Origin of the sequence: Methylotuvimicrobium sp. (assembly GCF_050611805.1) — a bacterium.
Lineage (GTDB): Bacteria > Pseudomonadota > Gammaproteobacteria > Methylococcales > Methylomonadaceae > Methylotuvimicrobium.
This window is the reverse complement of sequence record NZ_JBNGHF010000014.1, coordinates 59,716-71,631: the sequence shown is the minus strand read 5'-3', so window position 1 is coordinate 71,631 and position 11,916 is coordinate 59,716. Positions and strand designations below refer to the sequence as shown.

The following is an 11,916-nucleotide window of genomic DNA, read 5'->3' as shown; positions in this document are numbered from 1 at the left end:
CCGGTGCCTGATAGCAATGCTAGCTATACTTGGATATCGGCAATTCATGCCGATAAAGCCGAAAATGCATCGTAGAATTGGCGCTTATCGGAATTATAAGACCGGAAGTCACACGAGGTTCAATTGGCAAGCAAAGGCGCGATGGTTTTAAAAGCTATTCTTTGGGAATAATAAATAATAACCGGGAGCTCAATAATGAATAAATCAACCTCTTTTACAAGACTGATAATCTGTATTGTTTTTTTATTGGTATTGATTGTTTTACACATAATACCGTTGCCGATATTAGAATCTCTGATGTTGTATATCATGGTTTTCCGTCCCCGTTGGTTTAAAGATTTAATCGATAGTATCTACAATGAATAGTCTCGGCAGAGGCTGTGTCTTAACAGCTAGGATTTCATGATAAATAACGTCCAGGAGCTATGAGCTTTGTTGTGGGTTCGGCAACTCGCTTGACAGGCCCAGCACCTAAACTATCCAAGATAATTATCCATTGTGGATTTTAGGTGCTGGGTTAATACGTACGCTTAACGGCGGTGACTGATTGCTAAGGATGGCATGAATGCAGATTTTGCAGGAGTAAAAAACTGTCCTGCCGCTGACACTTGTCAATTTAGCAACCGAATCTGCCTGGCCTAAATCAAAAATAGGGAAGTTATTTATGACCAAATTCGAAAGGTTGAGCAATTCGGAAGCAGACGAGCTGCGTATTCAACCAACGATGCCTGTTCGATTCGCCAACCGGTGAATAAATCACACAAACGGCGTGACTCGATCACCGCTTTTTTATCTGCAAATCGGGATACTGTACCCAAGTTCAACGAAACGCTTGAACGAACCATACCAACAAGTACCAAGGGGAAACCATCATGAAAACAGTATCTTTAGCAGCAGTCGTTTTAATGTCAATCGTCGCCGGCACAGCCATGGCCGAAGGCTCCAGAATCGAAAAATCCACATTGATCAACGCGTCAAAAAATACGTTGACCAATACTCAGGCGATCGGCCGTAACAGCGCCGCCAGCACAGGCTCGATCAGCGTCGTCGGCTCGAAAGTCGAGAAATCGACGCTGATCAACGCATCGAAAAACACATTGACCAACACGCAAGCGATCGGCAGTGATTCTGTGGCGACAACCGGTTCGATCGACATCCGCTAAAAAACGCATAAAAGCACAAGGACGTGCGCTATCGGGACAGGGATAGTAGGGCTTGGAGATCGACGCGGAAAAAAGGGGGGCGGGTTTGATTAACCGAAAGAACTATTACACACGACCCCTTTTTTATCTTTTTGCATTTGTCTGGCGGGCAAATCCGTCTCGCCGTTGCCGGAAGCTTTGTGGTTTTGGCTTGCTGGCCGTTTTGGACGTTCTTTGCCGGTCCGGTTGCGGGGGATCAACCCGGTTTTGCCGATTACCGGCATTACTCCCGCCAAGGCATGATCGGCACGGTGGACAGGCTGTTGGCCGGCGCACCGTCGATCAATTTTCGGCTGACGGCAATATACACAAGCGTATTGCGCTTACGATCGAACAATCGCGTAACGCGTGTTTCCTTGAACAAAACCGAGGTATTTTCACTGAATGCGGTTTCCTGGTCCGGCAACTTCCCTTTGATCACGATCGGCCCAACTTGCCGGCAGGCAATCGAAAACTGGGACGGATCTTCGGCCAAGCCGAATGCGCCCGCGACGCCTCCGGTCTTCGCTTGACTAATGTGGCAGCTGACGCCCTGGACTTTTGGATCATCGAATGCCTGCACGCAAACCTTATGGTTAGCGCCGATTAGCTTCCAAGCGGTGGTGACGCAGCCGACTTCTTCGGCGGCGACGTTGAGGGTGGATAAAGCGGCAAGCAGTGCGGCCAGTAATAACGGGTATTTCATAAGATTCTAAACAAATGAGTGAAAAAATTGAGATTCTACAGGAGAAGCTTAGCAAAGGAGTCGGGTGAGATTGAAAAAAGGTCGGGTTTATTTTGTAATTAAACCTGACCCTTTTTTTTCGGGTTGTATGCAAATTGAGCCCCGGCTTCTGTCGTGAGATGCACGTAGCGCGTGATACGGCTAAAAAACCGGAACCTTAGTTGCGGATTTATCTTCAGATTCCGAGCGCCCGAAATTCGGTGCAGGGGCGGCAGCGTTGCCAGATGCGGTCGAACTCTTCGTAGAGTTGTTTTTTTCGGGCGGGATGATTGGGGCTCCATTCGCCTTGGTAACGTTCTGCATTGAGTCGAAACAAGTAACCGTCTCGGTCGTTGATTAGAAATGCCGATGAGTATTGCAGGTCTTCCCGTTCGACCGGTGTTCGCAATTGAAACGACGAAGGCAGTCTTTGCGCCAAGTCGATTAACGCATGGGGTTTGCCGCGCGCGGCAAACGTGTCTTGTACGATGATTTGCACGCAACCGTCTCGGCTGTTGATCGCGAATTCTCTAAACGCTTCGACAACGTCGTTGTGTCCGTATAAACCACGTTCCAAGTCGCGGGTATAAATACAGATTTGGCGTCGTGCTTCGGTTATAAGTCGAATGGCCGACTCGAGGTGGGCTTCCAGGTTATCGAGTTTTTCTGCCGGTACCGATGTCTCGCGCGGCTTCGCGGACTGCCGTCTTCTTTCGGCAAGCGGCGTAAGCGTCATGCTCATGCGCTGAAATTCGTTGCCGGCTACGTTAAATGCTTCTCCTTCACCGATAAATCCGAATTTTTGAAAGAACCCGCTAGCGCTCGTTGGTGTTTCGAGGGTTATTTGGTTGAGTCCTTGCTTTTGTGCTTTTTCGATGAGCACTCTTAATAGCGATTGACCAACGCCTTGATTACGCCACTGATGTAATACGGCGATTCGGCCGATTTGTCCTTTCGGCGTCAGTCGACCTGTACCGACCGGGTTATGGTGATTGTCGCGGGCAATAACGTGATGGCTGAGCGGGTCTTTGTCGTCTTGTTCGAGGTCGGCGGGGAGGTGTTGTTCGATGATGAAAACCGAGTCGCGCACAGCGCGAAGATCCTTGAAATCGGCTTTATAATCGGCGGGTTCGATGCGGTAGTCGGACAGTTTCATAAATCACCGGAGCGTGTTAGGTCATTTAATTGTGGGGTCATTTACAGCAGATGATCTGCTTGAACAGTCTATGCTGCCAAAATCAATGGTGTTGAGCTATCGTTTTTTATGGCTATGTTCGTGTTAATAGTTGATACCCATTTGAACTCAAAGTCAGCAGAAACCAAAGGATATAGCTCTAAATAACTTGCTTTTTTCAATATTGAGCGAATTGTTGAAAGGAGGGTAAGGTTGCTCGATTGACAGGTGTCGGCGGCAGGGCAGATTTTTGCTCCTGCAAAATCCGCATTCACCCAGCACCTAAATTCCATAATCCATTGTCTATGGTTAACTATCTTAGATAATTTAGGTGCTGGGTTCATGCCATGCTTGGCAATTGGTCGCCGCCGGAATAACGGATTTACGTTAACTTAATGACAGTGGGGTCTATACGATCATTGTTTTTCTTCAAAGGCCTTGATGGCATCTTGCACTGAATCAAACTGAGGAATTTCGTCCTCTGGAGCAACCTGTTTTTTCGGCTTGGTTTTTTTGGGTTTGACTTCCGATGGGCTCGGCGTTTCGGGTTCTTGGCTCGTTCCTACCATCTTGAATCGTTCAAGCCTTTCTTGTTCCGCACGAATCTTCCGATTGCCTTCTCCGTACATGGTCAGAACGACCATGATCATGACGGTGGTAATGCCAACTACCAAAAACCGAGTCGGCTCTTTCATAAAAAACAGCGGCCATTTCGGTTTGATCATTCCGGCGATAAAAAAAACGAGCGTAAAAATTCCTAAATTAAAGGAATAAAATATCAACATGTCTAGCGTGTCCATCGTGTACTCTTCCCGCTTAACTAACTATTTAATAAAAATGCATTAATATCATCTTCGTGATTTATTGCAATACCGGCGATGCATTTTAATCGTTTCAAAGCTTTATGGAAATTGTCATGTCGGTGACATGACAATTTTATTTTCCGGTTATCTTCGGCGAATCTTAAGTTGGTCGACTCGTTCGCTTAGCCGGCTCAAGTCTGCTTGCGACGATTCTTTTTGATAGCGTAATTTGATGAACAAGCCGGTGATTTCGTCTATCGCCTCGGTTTGCTCCGGATACGCTTTCTTGCTCCGTTTAGCGAAATCGAGAGGTCCTTCGCCAGCATTTCTTTTTAGGCCGGCCTTGCCTAGCCGGGCGCAGAACCGGCGATAGCAGCGCAATACTTTGTCGGCGGTTTTTTCTTTGCGCGATAACAATAGCCAGCTGAGTATCGAGGTGAATAAGGCGCCAAGTCCGACTAGCCAATAGAGCATTTGTTTTAACGATTCTATACCGAGCGAGGCTAAAAATTGGGTCTGATTGGCGGAATGATAATTGATGACCCAGCGCTGCCAGTTGTAATCGACGCTGCTCCATAATTGCCGGGCTTGTTTAAGCCAGTCGAGCTGTCGTGCCAACTCACTGTCGGCGGAGAAAAAGCTGATGTTGCGACTGGCAATTTGTTGTTCGATATTGACGTTTTGTTCTATTCTTTCCGGCGCTACTGCGGCCGTCGGGTCGACGCGCACCCAGCCCCGGTTTTCCAACCAGACTTCGGTCCAGGCATGGGCATCGGCTTGTCTTATTTCCAAAAAATTGCCGACCGGATTCAAGACCCCGCCGTGATAGCCCGTGACGACGCGTGCAGGAATGTTCGCAACACGCATCAGGTAGGTGAAGGCGGCTGCATAATGACTACAAAATCCGCTTCGGGTTTCGAATAAAAACGTTTCGATCGGGTTGTCTTCCATTAGTGGTGGAGTCAGCGTGTAACTGAAATTTTCTCGGTTGAAATGTTGTAGAACACGGTCGACGAATTGTTCGGGCCGCGTATCGAAGCCGCCGAGTCGTTTGATTAGCGAGGTGATTTTTTGGGAAGCCGGTCCCGGTAACTGTGTATTGGTGCGTAATTTGTGACCGCTGAGCTCTCCGGTGCGGTAACTGGGATAAGACGTAAAAGGGTATTCGGCGCGCTTGTCGGGGTTGCCGCTTCGAGTCAGCAAATATTCCGAATTCATGTGTAGTTGCGGCGGGAAGTCGCCGGCCATTTCCAGCGCGAAGACCCAGTTGTTATTTTGAGGTTCGAGTAATAGCGTATAGCGATAAGCCGGTTCGCTGAAGTCCGGTTCGGCGGCGGCCGTATAGGTGTAGCGTTTTGCTGCGGTCCAGCGTTTGCCGTCGGTGACGGAAAACACCGGGCCGCGCCAATAGCGCTGCGCATTCGGCGGTATCGGGCCTTGAAAGCGGACGCGGAATACCAGTTCGTCCGAAAAGCCGAGGTCGCTAATCGAGCCGGGTTCCATGCTGTCGCTGAGCCCTGTTTTAGCTCGGCTTTTGTCTTCGAACAACATCCAGCGCGGCGCTTCGACTCTCGGAAAAAAAACGAACAGCACGATCGCTAGAGGCAGCGCTTGCGCCAGGATGACGGCCGATGTTTTCAGCGCGTTTAAGGTATTTTGCCGGCGGCTATTGATTGCGACCAGCGTGCCTAGTAGCACGCAGCAAACGAACAAGATATAGCCCGCCATGGCGATGCTCTGCTCATACAAAAATTGCGAAGCGGCGACGATGAAAGCCAGAAAGACAATCAAATACAAATCGCGTTCTTGCCTGATTTCGAGTAGCTTCAATGCCAGTGCGGTCATGAACAGTCGGGTTCCGGCATCGCGGCCGAAGAGTCCTTGATGCTGCGAATAAAGCAGGACGAGGCCGCCTACGGTCAACAAAAACAGCAATAATTTGCCGGGCAAGCAACTCGGTTTCCAAATGCCGATGAAGCGCCAAGTTAGCAGCAATACGAAGAATCCGAAAATCGAAGCCGGGATATGATAAATGTGCGGTAGCGCAATCAATCCGACCGAAATCAGCAGAAAGAGTAAAATGTTTTTTTCGATACTGGCCAGCATAATCTAAAACAAGGCGAGCGCTTCAAGACAACGCGCCCGGTGCGCGTGACCGATGCCGAGGCCGATTTTTTGGCCGGGTAGCTTAAGGCCGTAACGAAGCCCGGCTTTTTCCGCATCGAGAACCCAGCGGCACAGTCGGCTCAGGCGTTCCTCGTTGCCGTAACCGGCGCTGGCTTCGTAATGGAGCCACAATTCATCGCCTTGCTCGCCGCTGTATTGCTTGCTGAAAAGACCCTGACCTTTCGCATAGGCTTTCCAATGAATGCGTTTAATCGAATCCCCGCGTTGATACTCTTGAAGGCCGTAAAAGTCGTCGGTGCCTTTTTCGGCCTTTCCTTGATCCGATGCTCCGCCGCCGGTTTCGGGAAACGGGATCTCTTGGGGCCAGGGTTTCGGGTAAACCAACACCGACAGGTTAAAACGCAACGGCGACCAGGCGCGGAACAAGCCGAGCGGATAGCCGCTCGATAGGGTGATCGTGCCACAGGGTTGATGTCCTCGGCGTTCGGTCGGAGCATACAATCTAACAGCTTTCTTCTCGTAGGGAGCAAGAGTCATTTGTGTTTTGTCATGCAAGTCGATTTCGAGACTGAGCCGTGGAACAGGGATCGGATTGTCGATATGAATTTCGAATACTGCGCGTTCGCCGGCGAATACCGGCTTGCATTGCCCTTTTTGAATGATCAGGCCGGCTAAGGCTTTGTAACTGTGCAGGATGCCGATAAAAAATACGCTGGCTAGCAAGAAAGTTAGAAAATATGCGAGGTTATTGTTATAGACGAACGCGATCAGCAGCAACAGTAGGATTAATACGACAAAGCTCAGGCCTCGCTTGGACGGTAAAATAAATATTCGGCGCTGATTCAGTGGAATGGCTTCGTCGGACGGGTTTTCGCCGGCAAAAAAACGGCTTAACCGAAAACGGTCCTTGATTGACAGGGTATTCAAAGCACGTTTACTCGTTCGAGTATCGGTGCGACGACCGCGCCGGAATCCTGGCTGGCGGAGCGCAGACGGTGGCCTGCGACGGACGGGAGCACCGCTTGTACATCTTCGGGCAATACTGCATCACGACTGTCCATGAACGCCCATGCCTTTGCCGCGTTGAGCAGGGATAAACCGGCACGCGGCGACAGACCGCAAGGGTAATCAGGGAATTCACGGGTAAAGGTGATGATGTTTTGCAAGTAATCCAGCAATGCGCTTGAAACATGCACGGTGTTGACGAGTTGTTGGATGTTTTTGAGCTGTTCTGGCGGTAATTCGGTTTGAAGGTTTTCAATCAAATGATAACGCGACTGTCCGCTCAATAATTCCCGCTCCGCGTTGCGGTTCGGATAACCCAGTTCGATGCGCATCAAAAATCGGTCCAGTTGCGATTCGGGCAAGGGGAATGTGCCGATTTGATGAGCGGGGTTTTGCGTTGCGATCACGAAAAACGGCGAGGGCAAGTGATAGGTTTTGCCTTCGACCGTGACTTGTTGTTCCTCCATGGCTTCCAATAAGGCGCTTTGTGCTTTGGGCGTCGAGCGGTTGATTTCATCGGCCAGAATCATTTGATTGAAGATCGGCCCTGGATGAAATTTGAAACTGCGTTCTTCCGGGTCGAATATCGATGCGCCGATAATATCGGCCGGCAGGATATCGCTGGTAAATTGAATGCGTTGATAATTTAAGCCCAGCAATTTAGCTAGAGTATGCGCGAGCGTGGTTTTGCCGACGCCGGGTATGTCTTCGATCAATAGATGGCCTCGAGCCAAAAGGCAACATAGGGCTAAACGGATTTGATGTTGTTTACCGAGAATAATTCGATTGGCGGATTCCAACAAAGGAGCGATTGGGTTTTGCATGAGGAGATGATTTTTGTGCGAAGTGGATTATTAATTTTTTCGGCGTTCCTCGATAGACATACCCCGCTCCCTAAGATCGGCGAAACTGCTCAAGCTGGGAATTGTTGATAAGATAAAGTCTCATGAGAATGAATGCCGAAGTTAATGGTACTATGCTATCTACAACTATAGTTTAAAATTAATGTCAGGGTAGAGCTGTGAGTGAATACGAGGAAGTCCGCGAAAATTTGATCGAAATGCTCGAGGAACTTGATGAGCGCCTGAGCAAAATTACCGAGGACGTCAAACATACCGATGAGCCGTTATCGCAAGATTTCGGCGAACAGGCCGTACAAACCGAGAATGATGAAGTATTGGATTATTTAGGCAATACGACCCGGGCGGAGATGGTTAAAGTCAGGCACGCGATTGATCGGATAGACGATGGCGAATACGGTTTTTGCGAAAATTGCGGGGCGAAGATTAATAAGGAGCGGCTGAAGGTTTTACCTTTTGCCAATTTGTGCATTCAATGCGCGGAAAAAGCGGAAAAACGATAGGTCATTTTGATCGAGAAGCCTTTACCGATAGCGTCCATGGACATCATCGGTAAAGGCTCCCTGCCTTGGTGTTTGGCTTTGCGGCGGTATTGGGTTTTGTCGCGGAATATTTGGGCTTTGTTAAACTGATGAGCGTGCTTGGCAACCAAGTTGGCTTGCGCGTTGGGTGCCGGTTTTTTGGTCTTTTTCATAAATAAACTCCTGAATAATTTTGGACAACGCCTCTTTACTATTTAAAATAGCGCTTTATTTGAGCATTAAAAGCCTGTGAAATTCAAAAAAAATTTTGATGTTATCGTGATCGGCGGCGGTCATGCCGGAACCGAGGCTGCATTGGCAGCCGCCCGAAGCGGTGCGCAAACCTTATTACTCACCCAGAATATCGATACCTTGGGACAGATGAGCTGCAATCCGGCGATCGGAGGCATCGGCAAAGGCCATCTCGTCAAGGAAATCGACGCACTCGGCGGCATCATGGCCGAGGCGATCGATCATGCCGGCATTCAGTTTCGTATTCTAAACGCCAGTAAAGGTCCCGCGGTCAGAGCGACTCGCGCGCAAGCCGACCGTAGTCTCTATAAGCAATATGTGCGTGGCGCATTGGAAAATCAAGCGAATTTGGCCTTGTTTCAGCAAACGGTTGCCGATTTGATCGTCGAAGGCGGTCGGGTTGCCGGCGTTAAAACCCAAATGGGGCTCGAGTTTCGCGCGCGCGCCGTAGTCTTGACCGCGGGTACCTTTTTAGCCGGACGTATTCATATCGGACTGGAAAATTATACCGGCGGGCGTGCCGGCGATCCGGCCTCTGTCGAGTTGGCCGAGCGTTTGCGCGAGTTGCCGTTCCGAGTGGACCGGTTGAAAACCGGCACGCCGCCGCGCATCGACGGTCGCACGATCGATTACAGTCGGTTGGAAAAGCAATTCGGCGACGATCCGGTTCCTGTTTTTTCGTTTTTGGGCAAGCGCGAGCAGCATCCGCGGCAAATTCCTTGTTTTATCACGCGAACCAATAGCCGGACGCATGACATCATTCGGTCCGGTCTGGACCGTTCGCCGATGTACACCGGTGTAATCGAAGGCATCGGGCCGCGCTATTGTCCCTCTATCGAAGATAAGATTGTGCGTTTCGCCGATCGCGATTCGCATCAGATTTTCATTGAGCCGGAAGGCTTGAATACGAACGAGATTTATCCGAACGGTATTTCAACCAGTTTACCGTTCGATGTGCAATACGAATTCGTCCGTTCGATGCTCGGATTCGAAAATGCCGAAATCATTCGCCCTGGCTATGCGATCGAATACGATTTTTTCGATCCGCGGGATCTTAAGTCGTCATTGGAAACCAAACATATGCCGGGTTTGTTTTTTGCCGGGCAAATCAACGGCACGACCGGCTATGAAGAGGCGGCCTCACAAGGCTTGATCGCAGGGCTCAATGCCGCGCGCTCGACTCGCGATCAGGAAAGTTGGTGTCCGGCTCGCGACGAGGCTTACATCGGCGTGATGATCGACGATTTGATCACGCGCGGCACGCAAGAGCCTTATCGGATGTTTACGAGCCGTGCCGAATACCGGCTGTTGTTACGCGAAGATAACGCCGATCTACGCTTGACCGAAACCGGCCGCGAGTTAGGTTTGGTTGACGACGAGCGTTGGCGCACTTTCGAACATAAGCGCGAACAAATCGGTGCTTTGCAAACGGAACTGTCGAAAAAATGGCTTCGGGCCGAAACGGCAGAAGCCAAACAAGCCGAAGCGTTTTGGGGCAAGCCGTTGCAGCGCGAAGTCAACTTGATGGATTTGCTGCGCCGTCCCGAAGTGGATATCGAGCGGCTGTTGACCTTTGTCGAGCGAGATGATGTTCCGGGGCAGGTGTCCGAGCAAGTCGCGATACAGGCCAAATATTCGGGTTACATCGACAGGCAGCAGACTGAAATCGACAAGACCAAGCGTTATGATCATTTACGTTTGCCGGAAACGATCGATTACCGGAACGTCTCGGGGCTTTCAAACGAAGTTTGTGAAAAACTCAGAAAACAACAGCCGGAAACGCTGGGACAGGCTTCGCGAATTCCGGGTATAACGCCGGCGGCGATATCCTTGTTACTGGTCCATTTAAAGAAGAAAAGCGCCTGATGGATACTTGCCGGAAACGACTTCAGGCCGGTCTCGATGAATTAAACTTAACGCTTAGCGACGAACAGACCGACCGCTTGTTGAGGTTTATCGGACTGATCGATAAATGGAATAAAGCCTTCAATCTGACCTCGATCCGTGACCAAGAAGCGATGGTAAGTCTGCATCTGCTCGATAGTCTTGCGGTTTTACCTTATGTTACCGGGCAAACGGTCATCGATATCGGGACCGGCGCCGGATTGCCGGGTATTCCTTTGGCCGTTTGCCGGCCGGACAAAACTTTCACGTTATTGGATAGCAATAGCAAAAAAACCCGTTTCGTGCAGCAGGCCGTTTTAGAGTTGAAATTGGCCAATGTCCAGGTTTGTCATGGCCGAGTTGAGGGTTTTTCGTCTGAACATTTGTTCGATACGGTCATTACGCGAGCGTTTACTAATTTGCCAGACATGCTGAAAATGACCGGGCATTTGATCGCGCCGGGCGGCGTGTTGTTGGCGATGAAAGGTCAGTATCCCGAGCAGGAGTTGCAGCAAATCGAAGGTAACGCGACAGTGATACCGATAAGGGTTCCGGGAATAGAAGCGCAGCGATGCCTGATTCAAATTAACAAGCCTACGCAGCGGGAGTAAACGAGTGGGAAAGGTGATAGCAGTTACCAATCAAAAAGGCGGGGTCGGGAAAACAACGACCAGTGTAAATCTGTCCGCGGCTTTGGCGGGTGCAAAACGAAAAGTGTTGTTGGTGGATCTCGACCCGCAAGGTAATGCGGCGATGGGTTGCGGCGTCGATAAAGACTCGGTGCAATATTCCAGTTACGATTTGTTATTAGAAGATGTGCCGGCAGCCGAGACTGTTGTAAAGCAAGAGTCGTGCGGGTTTTCGATAATTCCGGCCAATTCCGACTTGACGGCAGCCGAAGTCAATATGCTACAGATCGATCGCAAGGAGCGGCGTCTGGCCGAAGCCTTGCAGCCGATTAAGGATCAGTACGACTATATACTGATCGATTGTCCTCCTACATTGAATATGTTGACATTAAATGCCATGGTCGCAGCCGATAGCGTGCTGATACCGATGCAGTGCGAATACTACGCGCTGGAAGGTTTATCGGCGCTGATGTCGACATTGAGAAACATTCAAGGTTCGGTAAATCCCGGGTTGCAACTCGAAGGTATTTTAAGAACGATGTTCGATAATAGAAGCCGTTTGACCAAAGACGTTTCCGATCAGTTGGCTGAATATTTCGGCGATAAAGTTTTTCGCACCACGATTCCGCGTAATATTCGCTTGGCCGAGGCGCCGAGTCATGGTTTACCGGTAATCCAATACGATAGGTCGTCGCGCGGTGCCTTGGCTTATATCGCATTGGCCGGCGAAATGATTAGAAAAGAGAAGAAATAAGA

The 11,916-nt window shown here is 49.8% G+C and carries 13 protein-coding genes; 5 read left to right on the top strand and 8 right to left on the bottom strand.

Features of this window, described 5'->3' with window-relative positions; all coding sequences use genetic code 11:
* Positions 1 to 872: 872 nt before the first annotated feature.
* Positions 873 to 1,163 (top strand): hypothetical protein, encoded by a 291-nt coding sequence (locus ACRJJO_RS09195; RefSeq protein WP_431065489.1) that lies wholly within the window; start codon positions 873 to 875, stop codon positions 1,161 to 1,163.
* 262 nt (positions 1,164 to 1,425) lie between these two features.
* On the opposite strand, the gene ACRJJO_RS09190 is transcribed toward ACRJJO_RS09195, so the two are convergent.
* The 7 genes from ACRJJO_RS09190 to ACRJJO_RS09160 form a co-directional block, all read right to left on the bottom strand.
* A complete protein-coding gene (locus tag ACRJJO_RS09190) occupies positions 1,426 to 1,887 on the bottom strand; it encodes a CreA family protein (RefSeq protein ID WP_431065488.1) in 462 nt (153 codons plus the stop codon).
* A gap of 214 nt (positions 1,888 to 2,101) precedes the next feature.
* A complete protein-coding gene (locus ACRJJO_RS09185) occupies positions 2,102 to 3,061 on the bottom strand; it encodes a GNAT family N-acetyltransferase (RefSeq protein WP_431065487.1) in 960 nt (319 codons plus the stop codon).
* A 68-nt stretch (positions 3,062 to 3,129) separates the two neighbouring features.
* Positions 3,130 to 3,423 (bottom strand): hypothetical protein, encoded by a 294-nt coding sequence (locus tag ACRJJO_RS09180; RefSeq protein WP_431065486.1) that lies wholly within the window; start codon positions 3,421 to 3,423, stop codon positions 3,130 to 3,132.
* Between the two features lie 72 nt (positions 3,424 to 3,495).
* Positions 3,496 to 3,879, bottom strand: coding sequence for a hypothetical protein (locus tag ACRJJO_RS09175; RefSeq protein WP_404359552.1), 384 nt, complete (start codon positions 3,877 to 3,879; stop codon positions 3,496 to 3,498).
* Positions 3,880 to 4,026: 147 nt separating this feature from the next.
* Positions 4,027 to 5,988, bottom strand: coding sequence for a transglutaminase TgpA family protein (locus ACRJJO_RS09170; protein WP_431065485.1), 1,962 nt, complete (start codon positions 5,986 to 5,988; stop codon positions 4,027 to 4,029).
* A gap of 3 nt (positions 5,989 to 5,991) precedes the next feature.
* A complete protein-coding gene (locus ACRJJO_RS09165; protein WP_431065484.1) occupies positions 5,992 to 6,936 on the bottom strand; it encodes a DUF58 domain-containing protein in 945 nt (314 codons plus the stop codon).
* Complete coding sequence (locus ACRJJO_RS09160) at positions 6,933 to 7,838, bottom strand: AAA family ATPase (protein ID WP_431065483.1); 906 nt, start codon at positions 7,836 to 7,838, stop codon at positions 6,933 to 6,935. Before ACRJJO_RS09160 ends, ACRJJO_RS09165 begins: the two co-directional genes overlap by 4 nt.
* A 197-nt stretch (positions 7,839 to 8,035) precedes the next feature.
* Between ACRJJO_RS09160 and ACRJJO_RS09155 the strand changes: the two genes are divergently transcribed.
* Complete coding sequence (locus tag ACRJJO_RS09155; RefSeq protein ID WP_431065482.1) at positions 8,036 to 8,377, top strand: TraR/DksA family transcriptional regulator; 342 nt, start codon at positions 8,036 to 8,038, stop codon at positions 8,375 to 8,377.
* On the opposite strand, the gene ACRJJO_RS09150 is transcribed toward ACRJJO_RS09155, so the two are convergent.
* On the bottom strand, positions 8,347 to 8,568 hold the full coding sequence (locus ACRJJO_RS09150; RefSeq protein ID WP_431065481.1) for a DUF7230 family protein: 222 nt from the start codon (positions 8,566 to 8,568) through the stop codon (positions 8,347 to 8,349). The two genes, ACRJJO_RS09155 and ACRJJO_RS09150, sit on opposite strands and share 31 nt — an antisense overlap.
* 76 nt (positions 8,569 to 8,644) lie before the next feature.
* On the opposite strand from ACRJJO_RS09150, the gene mnmG reads away from it, so the two are divergent.
* The 3 genes from mnmG to ACRJJO_RS09135 are packed head-to-tail and all read left to right on the top strand — an operon-like array spanning position 8,645 to position 11,914.
* Complete coding sequence (gene mnmG, locus ACRJJO_RS09145) at positions 8,645 to 10,513, top strand: tRNA uridine-5-carboxymethylaminomethyl(34) synthesis enzyme MnmG (protein ID WP_431065480.1); 1,869 nt, start codon at positions 8,645 to 8,647, stop codon at positions 10,511 to 10,513.
* Entirely contained in the window at positions 10,513 to 11,142 is a 630-nt protein-coding gene (gene rsmG / locus ACRJJO_RS09140; RefSeq protein ID WP_431065479.1) for a 16S rRNA (guanine(527)-N(7))-methyltransferase RsmG, read from the top strand. Before mnmG ends, rsmG begins: the two co-directional genes overlap by 1 nt.
* A 4-nt stretch (positions 11,143 to 11,146) precedes the next feature.
* Positions 11,147 to 11,914: a ParA family protein gene (locus tag ACRJJO_RS09135; protein WP_431065478.1), complete on the top strand. Its 768-nt coding sequence runs from the start codon at positions 11,147 to 11,149 to the stop codon at positions 11,912 to 11,914.
* The last annotated feature ends 2 nt before the right edge of the window (positions 11,915 to 11,916 follow it).